Origin of the sequence: Paraburkholderia azotifigens (assembly GCF_007995085.1) — a bacterium.
Lineage (GTDB): Bacteria > Pseudomonadota > Gammaproteobacteria > Burkholderiales > Burkholderiaceae > Paraburkholderia > Paraburkholderia azotifigens.
In genome coordinates, this window is record NZ_VOQS01000001.1 from 3,548,043 (window position 1) to 3,565,515 (window position 17,473).

A 17,473-nucleotide genomic window follows, 5' to 3' on the forward strand; every position below is an offset into this window, starting at 1 on the left:
ATGCGACGCCCACTCCCGGCTCGCGGCTTGGTCTTTCTGTCCTCTCCAGGTTCCGCGCTCGCAACGTTTCGCGTCGATTTTCATGGCGTGTGGACGAGGTCGAACGGCGCCACTTGACTTTGCAGTTTCTTGCGCAGACTGGTCTGGCGAACGTCCTCACGAAAGAGGCGGGTCGCCGATTTCATCTACCAGGAGAGACGAAATGACGAGTGATGACGCATCTTCATGCATGCATGGCCGGTCGTCCCTATGCGCTGCATGCCGATTGCGCGCAGGGATGATCGCGCACGGACCATACGGACAGCAACATCCGGCAGACCACGCGATGAACGCACCCGCGCAGGACAAAAGGCTCGGCCGGGCGCAGCACAACCTCAACTGCTGCACCTGCCTGGCGGGATGCGCCGACCCACGGGACGTCGGTGTTGCTGCGCACGTGCGCACGAAAATCAGAACGATGGCCGGCGATCTGTTTGCGATCTCGCGTCACACAGGTGACTGCATAGTCAACGCACTGCAGGATCGTTTTTTCTCGGATTCGGATGCTGTATTGAAACGGATTCTTGATCTTGCTGCCCTTCGGTATCTGCGGGACGGCTCCAGTACCGTTACGTCGGAGGACGTCGCGCTCGCCTTGCGGTCGCTGGCGTCGCCCGCCACCGGACTGTCCTGCTGCGACCGGTGCCGCTGGGAAGTACCGGTCAGCAAGTCGCGAGAGGAAGGGCAGCCGCAGCCGGCCACGCCATCATCGTCGTGACTGCTGGCTGCTACGCGGGATGATGCGCTGGCTGCAAGCTACCCTGCACGTGGGCCTCGTGGCGTGTTCAGCGCGACAATTGCCCGCTCGCTGCCCATGCAGCGAGCGGACCATTGACGCGGCCTCGCGCGTGTGACAGGCCGTAGCGGCACTGTCGGTGACCCGCGTGCCGGTCAAAGCGCGGATCAGCAGGCCTTGCGTGAACGCGGTCGTGATCCGCATGGCGGGCGCATTGTTACCTGTCGCCGCTTGGGAAGCCCTTACTCGGGAATCGCCGTTTTCGCGCGCTTACGGTTCGCAGGTGGCGCGCATTCGGCGCACCACTCGTCCTGCGAGATGCACGGTAGTCCGAGCGAGCCCGCGATGCGTTTGAACGTGTCTGCGGTCCCCAGCAGATCGCGCTGGGCGATGACCTTATGTGCGAGCGCATGCACAATTTTTTCAGGCGCACCGTTGATCCGCGCCGCGGTCAGCTCCGTTTCAAAATCGACCGCGCGGTTCAGGACAGCGGCGATTGGCATCCGGAACTGTTGAGCTTTCGCGAAAGAAGTTGATCCCGGAAGGACAGCTTCGGGCGTTATGGTGATCTGCGCTTCACGGGCGTAATCAGCGACGGGTGCATACATAACGTCAACGTGGGCGTTAGCCGGAACGTCGGTCGAGAGAATGCGGATGCACGCGGGAGCAACACCTGCGGCGCACAGCGCGGCAAGCGTCTCCACCGCTACCTGCTGTGATCCGGCATCCGGCGAGACGGACACGATGATCGCTTTCAGCTCGGTAAGCACGTGGCGCCTTGACTGTATGAACCCAATCATGGCGTTGCGATGCTCAGCCGTGACGTCGATGATTCCTCCGCGTGGGGAAGTCATCATGGTGCAGTAATGATCCTCGAGCACAAGCTCGCTGCCTTCCACGCGCTGGGCGCTATTCACTTGCTCAACTTGCCCGTCAAGCGTGTCCGGTTTCCGCAGCAGGCCGCCCGTCTGTGCGTGAAGGATCTGCGCTGCCGCTGCCTGCGCTACGCTGTTCGCGGTTTGAAAGTGAGCCACAATCTGATGAGTCATTGCCATTCCCAGTTTATTGATGGAGATATCGAATCGGGTGTGTCAGGTGTGCTGCTTTTTACGTTTCGGAGCCCTCGATGCGAGCGGGCTCGCCGGCACAAGCGTCGTGCCTGACAGGGCGCCTGCGGCTATGAGCACGCTCCGAATATTCGAGCGGCCGGTACGTCCGAAGGCGGAAAGCCTCCCATTGGCGATTCCTGATGGGCCGACGAATGCGCGGGATGACGATGGAGCGCAGGACCCGGGCATTGCAGCCCGCGTGCAGGCACACGAGAAGCACGGCGCTCAGGGCGATCAGGGCATCGTCGACGTGCGTATCCTGATAGTCGAGATACGTCGCATAGGCGCGCAGCGACTCCTCCGGAATGTCAGGAATGGAGGACGGCAAGGTGCCGCGCGATTGCAAAAAAGCCTCGAACCGGTGCCATAGCGGCAGCAGTGTCCGGGTCGCCTTGTCGCTGCTATACCGGGATAGCGCCATGCGAGCTTCCTCTGAGAGTCTGGATTCCAGCACTTCGTTTTCCTCCTTCAGGCAGATAGGTTGTGACGGGTGGTTGATTGATTGGTAGTGCGAACTATGTGAGGCGCTGTGCGCGCTGCGACCCTGCGTGATGCGTAGCGGCCCGGCGGCCGCGCGCTGGCCATCGACGCCTGCGCCCGTCACCCTTATCCGGCTGCATCCGCTCGCTCGCGCTGGCCGTTGCGGGTAATGAGGGTTTCGTCCTGTCCGGTTTCTTCAAAGGGGTGAAGTCGACGGGTAACCGCATCTTGTCGGGAAACCGGTGCCGGATCTGCCAGCAATAAACCTCGAGAATCATCTTCACGCGTGAAGGGCCATGCCCAAGGCGCTCCGATAGCTGGGTCAGTACCTCAACGGGTGGTATACCCCGGTCGAGTGCGGCGTTGCCAAAATCGACCGCATAGGTAAATCTCAGGCTGTGACTCCCGAGTTCCTTGCGCATCGGCAACTGGTCAAACCGGGACTTCAGGCGGGCCTTGGCGCTTTTGAGGTCATCGTGGCAGCCGGTGATCAGCTCAAAGTCGCGATCGCGGCAGAACGCCAGCGCGGCGTCGATCGCATCGAGCGTTTCCTCAACGTGATCTGCCAGTACCTCGGTACGACGTGGACGCCCGTTTTTCGCACCTCGCTCGACGGGCAGGCGTCGATCTCCCTGCAGGATCAGATCTCGCCAGCTTTCCAGCGACCTTCCGCACATGAGTGCTTCACGCATGCGAAGTCCTAGCCAGCGCATGAGGCGGATCACGTGCACGACGCCGTCATCGAGCTTTTCTGCCGCGCAGAGCAGTTCGCTGAACTCCTGCGGTGTGCGAGCGCGGTGCTTGCCATGCCGGTCGCGCCGCTCGAGCTTGAGTGCCCGGCTGCGCATGGCGTGGGATATGTCCTGTCCGGCCGCATCCTGTATCACCGAGAGTGACGCCCGGTAGTTGGCGAGCGTGCCAGGCTTCATCGCCCCGGCCACCAGAAACCAGACAAAAAACTCGAGCATCCAGTCTTCCGCGTCGGTGACTGCTTCCAGCGTGTGACCGATACGGGCCGCGAAGCGCGAGAACTCGCTCCAGTGCAGGCGACGGTGCTTCTGCGAGTCTTTGCTTCCGCCTGCTTCGCGGCTCATCTGTGCGGCATGGTTGACGCCTTTTGATCTTCGACCCATAGCAATCCTTTCGTGTGGAGTTGTCCGCCTGTAACTGACCTTATGCGCGGGCGGCAGCGCGAATAAGGGCACCCTGTTGCCACCGGTGGATGGCGACGTGCCTGAAGAGGACACGTGTGTGAGACGGACAGGCTCAACGCGGGTGCGACGTTGATCTGCTGGTATTGCGTGGCGCAAAGTGATGGGCAGAGGCGGTTTAGCTGAGGGTCCCCGGATGACACCGGTGGAAAGGTCTGCGCGTGTGTAGAGAGAGCCCGGAGCGGATCGGACATGGCGCGTCGCCGAGCGGCGCTTCCGATGTCCGGCCGTATTTGCGTGCATGCAGCACGTGGGCAATGACGCTCGCGAGATTGCGAGCATGAGGTGGGCGCAGTCTCGGGTGACCAGGGTCACACCGGGATCACGCGTGGTGACGTGAAAGCTTGATGTGCGCCGTGTGGCGCGTCGCAGACCGAAACGATCGAAGAGGTCGACCGTTTCCGGGAAACAGGTCAAGCCTGTTATCGTCCGCAGGCGGGCGATCGAGCGAAGCGGATGATCCCCGTTGTAACGGGAATTCAGCTCATGCCTTCGGACAGGCTCTTTGACAGGGAGGCATAACGTGCGCTGCGCTCATATCCGGAGAAATGCATTCCGTGCGAAATGCCGCACGAACCCTTCGGGGCAGAGTCTGGCGCCCATAAGGATTAAAGGAAAATGGGCGACTTGTCGGTCGCACAACATCGGTCCGGCTGTCCAGACTGGACAGTCATGGCGACAACAGGCCTGGGAAGCCGCGTTTCAAATCACGGATTCCGTTGCTCCCTCTTGCGGCTTGAGGTTTTAAGCAGATGGTGAGCGAGTGCTCATGAAGCCCGTTAGTGCCGCTGTAGCGACGCGGGAGAACAGGTGGATGGTGCGCTTGCCCGGAACCAGGTAGGTCCAGCCAGGAGGCGAGAACAATCAGGAAGCGAGCTGAGACCGCGTGCTATCACGGGAAGGCAATGCTGCGACCGGCTAGCGAACACGAGGCCACCAGGTGGCCGGGCTCCCGCGGGAGCCTCGCAATCTTTGGTCTAACCCGGGAAGGCTAGAACAGCATCTCACAGAATTTTGGCCGAAAGGCCCCCTACCCCCATGGAGGGTTGGAAAGGTCGATGCTCGTAACGTGAGCGGACGGTGCGCCGATTAAATGACAACCGGCTGGTTCTCGTCAAGTGATTTATTCGCGTGCTGCGTGAGTGCCGTCCAGGGGCCTTGACCGGCGCACGGACGGACATGGGGCGAGCGCGATGCGCTCCCGCCCCTGAGCCGGTGAACCAGCGTAGAGGGCCAGCGACAATCCGGTCGGCACGTGACTCTTCGCGCCGCAAACCCGTGTAATCGGTGGCAAGACGAGCAAAAGCGTATCGAGTACGCAATGTTGGCAAACGCGCCGTCGCACAAAGAACGCCCGGGCATTCGCCAGTCACGGTCTCACGCCCATCTGCGCAATTGGCTCGAGCCCAGGCCAGACAAAGGCTGCGACAGCACGCGTGACGTCGGGATTCGCGAGCCGCTTAAGCGCTGGCATCCGCATGATGTCCAGACGCGCGCGGCGGGCACGGGAGGTGCATAGAGTCTTGATATTGGCGTGCCCGGCCGATCTTGCAACGCCGCAACTTTGTGAGCGCGGGGCGTCTAAGCATTAGAATGGCGCCAGTAAGGCGTCGCTGAAAAGCGCAATAACAAGCTGTATCCGGATCGCTTCCGGCAAGGCACGGTGCCATGACCACGCTGTGTCAAACCCATTTTCCATTGCACGTAAGTGAGCCAATCCATGATCTCGCAATCCATATTCAAGGCATATGACATCCGCGGAGTGATCGGCAAGACGCTCGACGCCGAGACCGCGCGTTCGATCGGCCGCGCATTCGGCAGCGAAGTGCGCGCACAGGGCGGCGATGCCGTCGTCGTCGCGCGCGACGGCCGCCTCTCCGGTCCCGAACTGATCCGGGCGCTGTCCGACGGCCTGCGCGCGGCGGGTGTCGACGTGGTCAACGTCGGCATGGTGCCGACGCCCGTGGGCTACTTCGCGGCCAGCGTGCCGCTCAAGCTCGAAGGCGGCGAACGCCGCGTCGATTCGTGCATCGTCGTGACGGGCAGCCACAATCCGCCCGACTACAACGGCTTCAAGATGGTGCTGCGCGGCGCGGCCATCTACGGCGAGCAGATCCAAGGCCTGTACAAGCGCATCACCGAAAATCGCTTCGAAAGCGGCAACGGCACGTATCAGGACTACGACATCGCCGATGCGTACCTCGATCGCATCACGAGCGACATCAAGCTCGCGCGTCCGCTGAAGCTCGTCGTCGACACGGGTAACGGCGTCGCGGGCGGCCTCGCGCCGCGCCTGTTCAAGGCGCTGGGCTGCGAGCTGGTCGAGTTGTTCACGGAGATCGACGGCAACTTCCCGAATCACCATCCGGACCCGGCGCATCCTGAGAATCTGCAGGACGTGATCCGCGCGCTGAAGGAAACGGATGCCGAGATCGGCTTCGCGTTCGACGGCGACGGCGATCGTCTGGGCGTCGTCACGAAGGACGGCCAGATCATTTACCCCGACCGTCAGCTGATGCTGTTCGCCGAAGAAGTGCTGTCGCGCAACAAGGGTGCGCAGATCATTTACGACGTGAAGTGCACGCGCAATCTCGCGACGTGGGTGAAGGAGAAGGGCGGCGAGCCGCTGATGTGGAAGACGGGCCACTCGCTCGTGAAGGCGAAACTGCGCGAAACGGGCGCGCCGCTCGCGGGCGAAATGAGCGGCCACGTGTTCTTCAAGGACCGCTGGTATGGGTTCGACGACGGTCTGTACACGGGCGCGCGTCTGCTGGAAATTCTGGCGCGCGTGCAGGATCCGAGCGCGTTGCTCAACAGCCTGCCGAATTCGCATTCGACGCCGGAGTTGCAGCTGAAGCTGCAGGAAGGTGAGAACTTCGAACTGATCGCGCGGTTGCAGAAGAGTGCGAAGTTTCCTGATGCCGATCAGGTAGTGACTATCGACGGCTTGCGCGTCGAGTATCCTGATGGCTTCGGTCTTGCTCGTTCGTCGAATACCACGCCTGTCGTTGTCATGCGGTTCGAGGCCGACAATGATGCGGCCTTGAAGCGGATTCAAGAGGACTTCCGGCGCGTGATTCTGGCTGAGAAGGCAGACGCTCAGTTGCCGTTCTGAGTCTGTTGTTTGTTGTCTGCGACGCCCTGGGGGTTTATCGCCCTCGGGGCGTTGTTGTTTTGTGTCATGGTGTGTGTTCGCGGATGCCAGAACAGGCGCCGACAGCAAAATCCAGAAACCACGCGCGCCGCAAAGACCGCGCTAAAATCGCGATTCTCCAAAAGCATCCCAAACGCCGCAAAAACCGGCATTCCCATCCTTGAGCGCGCAAAAAATCCTGATCGTGAGAGTGTCGTCGCTCGGCGACGTCGTCCACAACATGCCGGCCATCGCCGACATTCGCCGCCGTCATCCCGATGCGCAGATCGACTGGCTCGTCGAAGAGAGCTTCGTCAAGCTCGTCGAACTGGTTCACGGCGTCCGGCGCGCGATCCCGGTGTCGTTGCGGCGCTGGCGCAAGCGCATTCTCTCCGCCGATAACTGGCGCGAAATCGGCGCATTCCGCCGCGCGCTCGCGGCCGAAAACTACGATCTCGTAATCGATTGCCAGGGGCTCATCAAGACCGCTTGGGTCGCGAAGATGGCGCGTGGCCCGCTCGTCGGGCTCGGCAACCGCACGGACGGCGCAGGCTACGAATGGCCCGTGCGCTTTTTCTACGACCGGCGCGTGCCCATCGAGCCGCGCACGCACGTCGTCGAACGTACGCGGCAACTGGTGGCGGCGGCGCTGAACGACCCCGCGCCGAAGCCCACCGACGACATCGACTTCGGTCTCGACACGAGCCGCGCAGCGCTCGCGCTGTCCGAAGCGCAGCTGAATCTTCCCGTGCCTTACGTGGTGTTCGTCCATGCAACGTCCCGCGTGGACAAGCAGTGGCCCGACGCCGCCTGGATTGAACTGGGCCAGACGCTCGTGCGGCGCGGCGCATCGATCGTTCTGCCGTGGGGCAGCGAGGCCGAACGCACGACGAGCGAACGTCTCGCGAAGGAGTTCGGCGCAGCCGCCATCGTGCCGCCGAAACTGTCGCTGCCCGCCGTGGTCGGACTGATCGAGGGCGCGGCCGCCACGGTCGGGGTTGATACAGGTCTGGTTCACATCGCAGCCGCGCTGAAGCGCCCGACGGTCGAGTTGTACAATTTCGCCACCTCATGGCGCACGGGCGGCTACTGGTCGCCGAACGTCGTGAATCTCGGCACGGCGGGCCAGCCGCCGACGCTGCAGCAGGTGAAGTCCGCGCTGTCCGGCTTCGGCCTGCTGTGACGTGACGCGGTGCGAATCGGTGGCGCCTGATGGACGGCAGAGCGCCGACCGGAAGTGTGGTCTTGCCGGCTAGGCTCCGTCCGCTTTGAAAAGGCGATCGTCAACTACCCCGCCCTAAAATGGGCAGGGCTTGATGCGGTAAATCAAGCTCGGGTTGACCAGACCCAGTGCCGCAAGGCGCTACGTTGCGCAGAAGATTGCAGACCCACCCTGACGTGCTTCCTCAGCGTCAGGCTCTGGAAGGGGCGGTCGCAGACAAGCGACCGGGTAAGTACGAAACGGATCGTCCCCGTCAGTTTCATAGCTGACACCTGCTGCGCAACTTGGTCGAGGGGAGACTTCCCGCGAGGGGAGCGTCACCAGGCCCGTAAGGGCAACGTGTTTTAAAGGAGAGGAGCCGACATGTCGGCGTTTGTGCTGGATCGGAGTGGCAGGCCGTTGATGCCGTGCAGCGAAAAGCGGGCGAGGTTGTTGCTCGCGCGTGGTCGCGCGCGCGTGCATCGCGTCATGCCGTTTGTAATTCGCCTCGCGGATCGCATGGCCGACAGCAGCGCTCTCCAGCAACTTCGTATCAGGTTTGACCCTGGCAGCAAGGTGACCGGCGTCGCGCTCGTGCGCGAGGCTGGCAGTGGTATTGCCGTAATCAACCTCTTCGAGCTGATTCATCGGGGCAGGCAGATCAGCGAAGCGCTGAGCGCACGCAAAAGTTTCCGCAGACGTCGGCGCGGCGCCAACCTGCGTTATCGATCGCCGCGTTTCCTGAACCGCAGGAGGCCAGAGGGATGGCTGCCGCCGTCGCTTCGACACCGCGTGGACACCACGATGGCGTGGGTGCAGCGTATCCGTCGTTGGGCACCGATCACAGCGCTCTCAAGCGAACTCGTTCGCTTCGACCTGCAGCAACTCGAGAACCCGGAGATTTCGGGAGTCGGATATCAGCGGGGCACACTCGCAGGCTATGCAATACGCGAGTATCTGCTGGAGAAGTGGAAGCGCACCTGCATCTACTGTGATGCGAAGGGCCGCCCGCTGCAGATCGAACATTTAACGTCCCGGGCGCGTTGCGGCAGCAACCGTGTTGGCAATCTGGGACTGGCCTGCAGCGACTGTAACCAGGAGAAGGGTGCGCTCGATGTGCGCGCCTATGTCAAGGATCCGAAGCGTCTGGCGCGCATCCTCGCGACCGCATCACAGCCGCTGCGCGACGCAGCAGCCGTCAATGCTACGCGCTGGGCGCTTATCGACGCGCTTCGGGCAACAGGGCTGCCGCTTGAGCTCGCATCGGGAGGGCGAACGAAGTTCAACCGCATCTCGCACGGTCTGCCCAAGACACATGCGCTCGATGCGGTATGTGTCGGGCAGGTCGAGGCAATTGCCGGCTGGGAACGCCCCTCATTGTCGGTCGAGGCGTCGGGGCGCGGCAGCTACCAGCGCACGCGCCTTACCCGCCATGGTTTCCCTCGCGGTTACCTCATGCGGCACAAGCGGGTGCAGGGATTTCAGACGGGCGACCGCGTGCGTGCGGATGTGCCGAACGGCAAGAAGGCTGGCATTCATGTCGGGCGTGTCGCCGTTCGTGCAACCGGTTCATTTAATATCCAGACGGCATCGGCTGTCGTGCAAGGTATCAGCCACCGCCACTGCAGGCTTATTCAGCGAGGCGACGGCTACGCCTATTCTCTTCAATCCGTGGATAGCTATCGACAAGGAGATGCGGGTGTATGGCGTGCCGCGCACGCTGCGCTATCCCTCCCCGGGCTGGAGCCCGGGGTTTCCCGCGCTTTCGGATGAACGAATCCCAGATCATCGAAGTAGCAAGCGCCGACTGGCATGGCCAGGGTTTGTCGGTGCCGCGCGAGTCGCTGCTTGCCGGCGTCGAGCGCGGCAAGGTGCTGTATTTTCCGAATCTCGCCTTTGCGATCGACGGCGGCGAACGTGCGCTGCTCGATCCCGCGCTCGCCGATCCGAAGCGCAAGAACATCAGCCTCGCGCCGAACGGCGGCGCGCTGCATGGCGTGCTCGGCGATGCCGTCACGCAATCCGCGGTGCGCGCGCTGATTGCGCGCTATCAGGCGAACGCGCGCTCGCTCGTCGACGGGCTCTTTCCCGAGTACATGGGCAAGCTGCGGGTCGCGCCGACCAGCCTGCGTCTGCATCGGGTGGAAACGCGCCAGACGTCGTGGCGCAAGGACGATAGCCGCCTGCACGTCGACGCGTTCCCGTCGCGTCCCAACTACGGCGAGCGCATCCTGCGCGTGTTCACGAACATCAATCCGAATGGCGCACCGCGCGTGTGGCGCGTCGGCGAGCCGTTCGAGGATATGGCGAAGCGCTTCCTGCCGCGCATCAAGCCGCAGATGCCGGGCTCGGCGTGGCTGCTGAATCTGCTGCACGTGACCAAATCGGCACGCAGCGAGTACGACCATCTGATGCTGAACCTGCACGACGGCATGAAGGCCGACCTCGATTACCAGAAGGCGTCGCCGCAAGTGACGATGCCGTTCCCGCCGGGCAGCGTGTGGGTGTGCTTCTCCGATCAGACCTCGCATGCCGTGATGTCCGGCCAGTTCATGATGGAGCAGACGTTCTTCCTGCCCGTCAAATCGATGGCGCAGCCCGAATGCGCGCCGCTTGGCATTCTCGAACGCCTGAAGGGCAGGGCACTCGTTTGAACGGCGCGCTGTTTGTCCCGCTGTTTGTCCCACTGAACGCATCGCGAGACGCTGTTGCGGGCGTATCGACGTCTCAAGTCATGTCACGCATGGAGGCCCGATGCTGAGGGCCGTCTATAACGCGCTGTGGTGGCTGGTCGCGCCGCTCGCGGTGCTGCGTCTTCTGATCCGTTCGCGCAAGGAGCGCGGCTATCGCGAGCATATCGGCGAGCGTTTCGGTTTCGTGCGCGGCCGCGTGCCTGAGGACGATACGCCGCTGATCTGGGTGCATGCGGTGTCGGTGGGCGAGACGCGTGCGGCGCAGCCGCTCGTCGAGGCGCTCATCAAGGCGCGGCCCGACGCGCGCATTCTTCTCACGCATATGACGCCGAGCGGCCGGGCAACGGGCGAGCAGATCTTCGGCGATCGCGTGCTGCGCTGCTATCTGCCATACGACATGCCGCGCGCCGTGCGGCGTTTTCTGAAGGCGTGGCGCCCGTCCGTCGGCCTCGTGATGGAAACGGAAGTGTGGCCAACCTTGATCGACGAATGCCGTCGTGCCGACGTGCCGCTGGTTCTCACGAACGCGCGGATGTCGGAGCGTTCTTACCGGCGCGCGGCGAAGTTCGGCACCGCGACGCGCGGCGTGTTCGGCGGCTTCGCTCGCGTGCTGGCGCAGAGTCCATCGGATGCGACGCGGCTGTCATCGCTGGGCGCGCGCAACGTGGCCGTGCTTGGCAATCTGAAGTTCGACATGAACACGCCGCCCGAACTCGCGGCGCGCGGCCATGCGTGGCGCGCGGCGATCGGCACGCGCGCCGTGTGGGTTGCGGCGAGCACGCGCGAGGGCGAAGAGGAACTCGTGCTGCAGGCGTTCGCTGCGCTCGGTATCGACGACGCCCTGCTGGTGCTCGTGCCGCGTCATCCGCAGCGTTTCAATGAAGTGGCGGCGTTGGTTGAGAAGAAGGGTTTGCACTGCGTGCGGCGTTCTGTTTGGGCTCCGACTGGGCCGGCTGCTGCTGGTGAAAGTGTTGCGCCTGATTTGCCGCGCGATGTGAAGGTGCTGCTTGGCGATTCGATGGGTGAGCTTGGCGCTTATTATGCGGCGTCGGATGTGGCGTTTATCGGCGGAAGCCTGTTGCCGTTGGGTGGGCAGAATCTGATCGAGGCATGTGGGGTTGGAGTGCCCGTGCTGATCGGGCCGCATGTGTTCAATTTCACGCAGGCGACGGCCGATGCGGTCGCGGCCGGTGCGTGTGTGCAGGTGAAAGACCCTGCCGATCTGGCGCGCGTGCTGCGGGAGTTGTTCGAGGACAGGTCACGACGTGTGGCAATGGGGGAGCGGCTTCTGCGTTCGCCGCCAGGCACAGAGGCGCTACGGCGCGTACCGTGGATGTGCTGACTACGCTGTTGCCTAGCTGAGCGCGGGCAGCGCTGGTTTTTCTAAGATCTGCGACGTTGTCTGGTTTTTTTCGCTGGCATCCGGATACCAGCAAAAGCAGAAACACAAACCGCAACTGCGTCGCAGACAAAAAACTTCACACCACCAGCAACCCCTTGCGTTCAATAAACGAAATCACCTCATCAAGCCCATCAAGCGCCTTGAGGTTGCACATCACAAAAGGCCGCGCACCGCGCATCTTCCCGGCATCGGACGCCATCACATCGAGATTCGCGCCGACCATAGGCGCCAGATCCGTCTTGTTGATGACGAGCAGATCGGACTTCGTAATCCCAGGCCCGCCCTTGCGCGGAATCTTCTCCCCACCCGCAACATCGATCACATAAATCGTCAGATCGGACAGTTCGGGACTGAACGTCGCGGCAAGATTATCGCCACCCGATTCAATAAACACGATGTCGGCATCCGGAAAGCGCCCAAGCATCCGGTCCACCGCTTCCAGGTTGATGGAAGCATCCTCGCGGATCGCCGTATGCGGACAGCCGCCCGTCTCGACACCCATGATGCGCTCGGCGGGCAATGCGCCCGCCACCGTCAGCAGGCGCTGGTCTTCCTTCGTGTAGATGTCGTTGGTAATCGCGACAAGGTCGTACTTGTCGCGCATCGCCTTGCAAAGCATCTCGAGCAGCGTCGTCTTGCCGGAGCCGACAGGGCCGCCGACGCCCACGCGCAGCGGCGGCAGTTTCTTCGTGCGTTGCATCGTATGAGGTGCGTTCATGATCCGGTTGAAAGAAAAAGCAAAAAGTCTATGAACGGAAGAGCCGCGAATACTGCGACTCGTGTCGCGCCGACAGAATGCCGAGTTGCGGCGCAAACGTATTGATATCGTCGGGCGATGTGGCCAGCGCCTGCCTGACGGCGGCATCGATCGGCTCGCGCAACGCGACGATGATGCGCTGTCCCGCCAGCTGTCCAAGCGGCACGGCCTTCAACGCGGCGGCCGCCTGGTTTTCGACCCAGCTGAATGCGTAGGCGGCGAGGGCTGCATCCGTCGCCGCGCCGTGCGCGAAGGCGGCAAACGCGAAGGCCGTGGGCTGCGCAAGGGGCGTCATCGATGCGAGCGTCTGACGGCGCATGTCGTCGCCCCATTCGAGCGATGCGCACAACTGCCGCAACGACCAGCCCATCTGCTCCGTCTCGCGCCGCAGTTCCGACGACTCGCGGCTCGCGAGAAACTCGCGGTTGCCGTCCGACAATGCAGCCGCATCATGCGCGCGCCAACGTTCGATCTGATGCGCGAGAAACGGCAACTCGCCATGCGCGAGCACATTCGACAGTCCGCTTTTGATCCACGCACACGCGGTGTCGGCATCGGTGACGAACTGCGCTTCGATGGCCGCCTCGAGCCCTTGCGAATAGCTGAACGCGCCGATCGGCAGCGCCGGCGACGCGAGATGCAACAGTGCAGTGAGTTCAGCGATGCGCATGCCGATGGCCGTGGCCATGATCGTGACCGCACGACGACGAACCGCAATCGCCGTGTTCGTGCGCATGATCGTGCTCATGTCCGTGCTCATGGCCATGCCCATGATGCTCGCCATACACCTGCTGCGCGAGCGCATAGTCCTCGGCAAACGTCTCGTCGTGACCATGCCGGTGACCGCCGCCATACGCACCCGTTTCCGGCTGGAACGGCATCTCGACCTGATCGACGGCAGCGCCGAGCCGCTTGAGCATATCCGCGAGCACGGGGTCGTATTCGAGCTTCAGATAATCCGCGCCGACTTCGACGGGCGTGTGCCGGTTGCCGAGGTGATACGCGGCGCGCGTCAGCGTCAGCACATCGGGCGCACGCACGTATAGCACCGATTCGGGCGCCGCGACCACGCGCACGAGTGCGCCGTCGTCGGCGACGAGCACATCGCCGTCGCGCAGCACGGTGCCGCGCGGCAACACCAGCGCAACTTCCTCGCCGTCGTCGAGCGTGGCGGCGAGGCGACTCTTGCAGCGCGCATCGAACGCGAGCGTGAGCGTCGGTGCACGTTTGATCAGGACGGGCGCAAGCTTGATCTGTGCGCCCAGCAGTTTGTCGATCGTTCTCATGTCAGAACAGGAAATAGCGCTGCGCCATCGGCAGGACTTTTGCGGGCTCGCAGGTCAGCAGCTGTCCGTCGGCGATCACCTGATACGTCTCGGGATCGACCGTGATCGATGGCTGCCACGCGTTGTGGATCATGTGCGCCTTCGAGACGCTGCGGCAGTTCCTCACCGCAACGATACGCTTGCTCAGACCATAACGCCCCGCGATGTCCGCATCGAGCGCCATCTGCGAAACGAAGGTCAGCGACGTGCGTCCCAATGCGCCGCCGCGCGTGCCGAACATCTCGCGATAGTGCACGGGCTGCGGCGTCGGAATCGATGCGTTCGGATCGCCCATCTGCGCCATCGCGATCATGCCGCCCTTGAGGATCAGCGCGGGCTTGATGCCGAAGAACGCGGGTTCCCAGAACACGATATCGGCCCATTTGCCCGGCTCGATCGAACCGACTTCATGCGCGATGCCGTGCGTGAGCGCGGGGTTGATCGTGTACTTCGCGACATAACGCTTCGCGCGGAAGTTGTCGTTGCGCGCATTGTCTTCGGGCAGCGCGCCGCGCTGCGCCTTCATCTTGTGCGCCGTCTGCCATGTGCGGATGATCACTTCGCCGACACGGCCCATCGCCTGCGAATCGGAGGAGATCATCGACAGCGCGCCGAGATCGTGGAGGATGTCTTCGGCAGCAATCGTCTCGCGGCGAATCCGCGATTCGGCGAACGCGATGTCTTCGGCAATCGACGGGTCGAGGTGATGACAGACCATCAGCATGTCGAGGTGTTCGTCGAGCGTGTTGACGGTGTAAGGCCGCGTCGGATTCGTCGACGACGGCAGCACGTTCGCTTCGCCGCAGACCTTGATGATGTCGGGCGCGTGGCCGCCGCCCGCGCCTTCCGTGTGATACGTGTGAATCGTGCGGCCCTTGAATGCGGCGACCGTCGCTTCGACGAAGCCCGCTTCGTTCAGCGTGTCGGTGTGGATCGCGACCTGCGTGTCGGTGTCGTCGGCGACTGAGAGGCAGTTGTCGATCGCAGCGGGCGTCGTGCCCCAGTCCTCGTGCAGCTTCAGGCCAATCGCGCCCGCCGCGATCTGCTCCAGCGCGGGCTGCGGCTGGCTCACGTTGCCCTTGCCGAGAAAGCCGAGGTTCATCGGATAGCCGTCGGCCGCCTGCAGCATGCGCTCCATGTGCCACGGTCCCGGCGTGCAGGTGGTGGCGTTGGTGCCTGTCGCGGGGCCGGTGCCGCCGCCGAGCATCGTCGTCACGCCGCTTGCGAGCGCTTCGTCGATCTGCTGCGGGCTGATGAAGTGAATGTGCGTATCGATACCGCCCGCCGTCACGATCATCCCTTCGCCCGCGATCACCTCCGTAGCCGCGCCTATGGCGATCGTCACGCCGGGCTGGATGTCGGGATTGCCCGCTTTGCCGATGGCCGCGATGCGGCCGTTCTTGATGCCGATGTCGGCCTTGACGATGCCCCAGTGATCGAGAATCAGCGCGTTCGTCACGACGGTATCGACCACGTCGGCCGCGACGCGCTGCGACTGGCCCATGCCGTCGCGAATCACCTTGCCGCCGCCGAACTTCACTTCTTCGCCGTAGATCGTGTAGTCGCGCTCGACTTCGATCAGCAGGTCCGTATCCGCGAGTCGCACGCGGTCGCCCGTCGTCGGGCCGAACATTTCCGCGTACGCGCGGCGGCCAATGCGTAATTTCATGTTGTGAGATTCCCGATTGTTTGCGCCGCGCGCATCAGAGCTTGCCCATCACCTTGCCGTTGAAGCCATAGACGACGCGATCGCCCGCCAGTGCGACGAGTTCGACCGTGCGTTCCTGACCCGGCTCGAAGCGCACGGCCGTGCCCGCCGCGATGTTCAAACGGAAGCCGCGCGCGGCCTCGCGATCGAACGACAGCGCGGCATTGACTTCGTAGAAGTGGTAATGCGAGCCGACCTGCACGGGGCGATCGCCCGTGTTCGACACCGTCACGGTGACGGTCGCGCGGCCTGCGTTGAGTTCGAGTTCGCCGTCTTCGGTAATCAGTTCACCAGGGATCATGGGCGCCTCGTCACGGAATGGGGTGATGGACGGTCACGAGCTTGGTGCCGTCGGGGAAGGTGGCTTCGACCTGGATATCGGGAATCATCTCGGGCACGCCTTCCATCACGTCGTCGCGCGTGAGCAGCGTGGTGCCGTAGTGCATCACTTCGGCGACCGTCTTGCCGTCGCGCGCGGCCTCCATCAACGCGGCCGTGATAAACGCGACGGCTTCCGGATAGTTGAGCTTGAGTCCGCGTGCGCGGCGCCGTTCGGCCAGCAGCGCGGCTGTGAAAATGAGGAGTTTGTCTCTTTCGCGTGGAGTGAGCTTCATCGCATTCGTCGTGTGGCGCCCGCCTTTTCAGACGGGCGCATGAGTCGTTCTATGGACGCATGAGCGGCGCTTGTGACAGGTATTGCCGCCTCACGATACCAGCGTCAACCGACGCACCGCTTACAGATCGGCGGGCAGTCCGGCGCCGAACCACTTCTTCGACATCGCGTTGAGCGTGCCGTCGCGCTTCGCCTGCGCGATGGCGGCGTCGACCTTCTGCTGCAGGCGCGGCTCGTTCTTGTTGAGCCCCACGAAGCACGGCGAGTTCTTGATCACGAACTTGGGTTCCGGCCGACGCGGCGGGTTCTTCGCAAGAATGGCAGCAGCCACGATGTTGCCCGCCGCGATCAGCTGCACCTGGCCCGACAGGAACGCGGCGATGGTCGCGTTGTTGTCTTCGAAGCGTTTGATCGTCGCGTTGGGCGCCATCTGCGTGAGCGCGATTTCCTCGAGCGCGCCGCGCGTGGCGCCGACCGTCTTGCCCGTCAGATCGGCGGGGCTGCTCACCTTCACGTCCGCGGGACCGAACACGCCCTGGTAGTAGGGCGCGTAGGCCGTCGAAAAGTCGATGACCTTCTCGCGCTCCGCTGTCTTGCCGAGCGACGAGATCACGAGATCGACCTTGTTGGTCTGCAGATAGGGAATCCGGTTCGCGCTGTTGACGGGCACCAGTTCGAGCTTCACGTTCATCGACTTCGCGAGCAGCGCGGCCGTGTCGATGTCGTAGCCTTGCGGCTTCAGGTCCGGGCCGACCGAGCCGAACGGCGGATAGTCTTCGGGCACGGCGACCTTGAGGACGCCGGACTTCGCGATGTTGTCGAGTGCGTCGGCGTGCGCGAGCGGCGCGGCGAGTGTGAAGAGCGGGGCGAGCAGCAGCGTGGCGAGCCACGCGCGGCGCGGGCGATGTGCGGTTGTGCAGGTCATGTCGGCGATGGGCTTCGGCGTGTGGTTTTTAGCGGGCCTCGCGATACGCACGTCGATACGGCGTTCGCGAGGCGCCATAAGCAGCAAGGGCTATGCCATGCTTTACGCGCAAGGCTTTGCCGACGCTTGCGCATGCGGTTG

General features: G+C 63.3%; 15 protein-coding genes and 1 pseudogene. 6 read left to right on the forward strand and 10 right to left on the reverse strand.

Features of this window, described 5'->3' with window-relative positions; genetic code table 11:
• Positions 1–325: 325 nt before the first annotated feature.
• Positions 326–757: a hypothetical protein gene (locus tag FRZ40_RS15990; protein WP_147234673.1), complete on the forward strand. Its 432-nt coding sequence runs from the start codon at positions 326–328 to the stop codon at positions 755–757.
• 260 nt (positions 758–1,017) lie between these two features.
• Here FRZ40_RS15990 and FRZ40_RS15995 read toward each other — a convergent pair whose 3' ends face one another.
• From FRZ40_RS15995 to FRZ40_RS16005, 3 genes are all read right to left on the reverse strand, one after another.
• Positions 1,018–1,824: a hypothetical protein gene (locus tag FRZ40_RS15995; protein WP_147234674.1), complete on the reverse strand. Its 807-nt coding sequence runs from the start codon at positions 1,822–1,824 to the stop codon at positions 1,018–1,020.
• A gap of 58 nt (positions 1,825–1,882) precedes the next feature.
• Positions 1,883–2,305, reverse strand: coding sequence for a hypothetical protein (locus FRZ40_RS16000; protein WP_240057172.1), 423 nt, complete (start codon positions 2,303–2,305; stop codon positions 1,883–1,885).
• A gap of 94 nt (positions 2,306–2,399) precedes the next feature.
• Entirely contained in the window at positions 2,400–3,458 is a 1,059-nt protein-coding gene (locus FRZ40_RS16005) for an integrase domain-containing protein (protein WP_240057173.1), read from the reverse strand.
• Between the two features lie 1,837 nt (positions 3,459–5,295).
• On the opposite strand from FRZ40_RS16005, the gene FRZ40_RS16010 reads away from it, so the two are divergent.
• From FRZ40_RS16010 to waaA, 5 genes and pseudogenes are all read left to right on the forward strand, one after another.
• The gene (locus FRZ40_RS16010) at positions 5,296–6,690 is read left to right on the forward strand and encodes a phosphomannomutase/phosphoglucomutase (protein WP_147234677.1); all 1,395 of its coding nucleotides are present in this window, start codon (positions 5,296–5,298) and stop codon (positions 6,688–6,690) included.
• Positions 6,691–6,889: 199 nt separating this feature from the next.
• Positions 6,890–7,891: a lipopolysaccharide heptosyltransferase I gene (gene waaC, locus FRZ40_RS16015; protein ID WP_147234678.1), complete on the forward strand. Its 1,002-nt coding sequence runs from the start codon at positions 6,890–6,892 to the stop codon at positions 7,889–7,891.
• A gap of 402 nt (positions 7,892–8,293) precedes the next feature.
• Positions 8,294–9,682 (forward strand): RNA-guided endonuclease IscB, encoded by a 1,389-nt coding sequence (iscB, locus tag FRZ40_RS16020; protein WP_147234679.1) that lies wholly within the window; start codon positions 8,294–8,296, stop codon positions 9,680–9,682.
• Positions 9,679–10,563: a Kdo hydroxylase KdoO gene (locus FRZ40_RS16025; protein ID WP_147234680.1), complete on the forward strand. Its 885-nt coding sequence runs from the start codon at positions 9,679–9,681 to the stop codon at positions 10,561–10,563. Before iscB ends, FRZ40_RS16025 begins: the two co-directional genes overlap by 4 nt.
• Positions 10,564–10,663: 100 nt before the next feature.
• Positions 10,664–11,964, forward strand: a pseudogene (waaA, locus tag FRZ40_RS16030) (lipid IV(A) 3-deoxy-D-manno-octulosonic acid transferase).
• A 116-nt stretch (positions 11,965–12,080) separates the two neighbouring features.
• On the opposite strand, the gene ureG reads toward waaA, so the two are convergent.
• The 7 genes from ureG to FRZ40_RS16065 form a co-directional block, all read right to left on the reverse strand.
• Positions 12,081–12,722 (reverse strand): urease accessory protein UreG, encoded by a 642-nt coding sequence (ureG, locus tag FRZ40_RS16035; protein WP_028370757.1) that lies wholly within the window; start codon positions 12,720–12,722, stop codon positions 12,081–12,083.
• Positions 12,723–12,750: 28 nt separating this feature from the next.
• Positions 12,751–13,431, reverse strand: a complete 681-nt coding sequence (locus FRZ40_RS16040; RefSeq protein ID WP_147234847.1) for an urease accessory protein UreF — start codon at positions 13,429–13,431, stop codon at positions 12,751–12,753.
• Positions 13,418–14,047 (reverse strand): urease accessory protein UreE, encoded by a 630-nt coding sequence (ureE, locus tag FRZ40_RS16045; protein ID WP_147234681.1) that lies wholly within the window; start codon positions 14,045–14,047, stop codon positions 13,418–13,420. Before ureE ends, FRZ40_RS16040 begins: the two co-directional genes overlap by 14 nt.
• 1 nt (position 14,048) lies before the next feature.
• Positions 14,049–15,755, reverse strand: a complete 1,707-nt coding sequence (gene ureC / locus FRZ40_RS16050) for an urease subunit alpha (protein WP_147234682.1) — start codon at positions 15,753–15,755, stop codon at positions 14,049–14,051.
• Positions 15,756–15,789: 34 nt separating this feature from the next.
• A complete protein-coding gene (locus FRZ40_RS16055) occupies positions 15,790–16,095 on the reverse strand; it encodes an urease subunit beta (RefSeq protein ID WP_028370187.1) in 306 nt (101 codons plus the stop codon).
• A 10-nt stretch (positions 16,096–16,105) separates the two neighbouring features.
• Complete coding sequence (ureA, locus tag FRZ40_RS16060; protein ID WP_028370188.1) at positions 16,106–16,408, reverse strand: urease subunit gamma; 303 nt, start codon at positions 16,406–16,408, stop codon at positions 16,106–16,108.
• A 120-nt stretch (positions 16,409–16,528) separates the two neighbouring features.
• Entirely contained in the window at positions 16,529–17,332 is an 804-nt protein-coding gene (locus tag FRZ40_RS16065) for a transporter substrate-binding domain-containing protein (RefSeq protein WP_028370189.1), read from the reverse strand.
• Positions 17,333–17,473 lie beyond the last annotated feature (141 nt).

Excerpts from the sequence above, each read along its gene's own strand:
- FRZ40_RS15990 (WP_147234673.1), top strand. The coding sequence starts at position 326 with ATGAACGCACCCGCGCAGGACAAAAGGCTCGGCCGGGCGCAGCACAAC.
- FRZ40_RS15995 (WP_147234674.1), bottom strand. The coding sequence starts at position 1,824 with ATGACTCATCAGATTGTGGCTCACTTTCAAACCGCGAACAGCGTAGCG.
- FRZ40_RS16000 (WP_240057172.1), bottom strand. The coding sequence starts at position 2,305 with ATGGCGCTATCCCGGTATAGCAGCGACAAGGCGACCCGGACACTGCTG.
- FRZ40_RS16005 (WP_240057173.1), bottom strand. The coding sequence starts at position 3,458 with ATGAGCCGCGAAGCAGGCGGAAGCAAAGACTCGCAGAAGCACCGTCGC.
- FRZ40_RS16010 (WP_147234677.1), top strand. The coding sequence starts at position 5,296 with ATGATCTCGCAATCCATATTCAAGGCATATGACATCCGCGGAGTGATC.
- iscB (WP_147234679.1), top strand. The coding sequence starts at position 8,294 with ATGTCGGCGTTTGTGCTGGATCGGAGTGGCAGGCCGTTGATGCCGTGC.
- FRZ40_RS16025 (WP_147234680.1), top strand. The coding sequence starts at position 9,679 with ATGAACGAATCCCAGATCATCGAAGTAGCAAGCGCCGACTGGCATGGC.
- ureG (WP_028370757.1), bottom strand. The coding sequence starts at position 12,722 with ATGAACGCACCTCATACGATGCAACGCACGAAGAAACTGCCGCCGCTG.
- FRZ40_RS16040 (WP_147234847.1), bottom strand. The coding sequence starts at position 13,431 with ATGCGCATCGCTGAACTCACTGCACTGTTGCATCTCGCGTCGCCGGCG.
- ureE (WP_147234681.1), bottom strand. The coding sequence starts at position 14,047 with ATGAGAACGATCGACAAACTGCTGGGCGCACAGATCAAGCTTGCGCCC.
- ureC (WP_147234682.1), bottom strand. The coding sequence starts at position 15,755 with ATGAAATTACGCATTGGCCGCCGCGCGTACGCGGAAATGTTCGGCCCG.
- FRZ40_RS16055 (WP_028370187.1), bottom strand. The coding sequence starts at position 16,095 with ATGATCCCTGGTGAACTGATTACCGAAGACGGCGAACTCGAACTCAAC.
- ureA (WP_028370188.1), bottom strand. The coding sequence starts at position 16,408 with ATGAAGCTCACTCCACGCGAAAGAGACAAACTCCTCATTTTCACAGCC.
- FRZ40_RS16065 (WP_028370189.1), bottom strand. The coding sequence starts at position 17,332 with ATGACCTGCACAACCGCACATCGCCCGCGCCGCGCGTGGCTCGCCACG.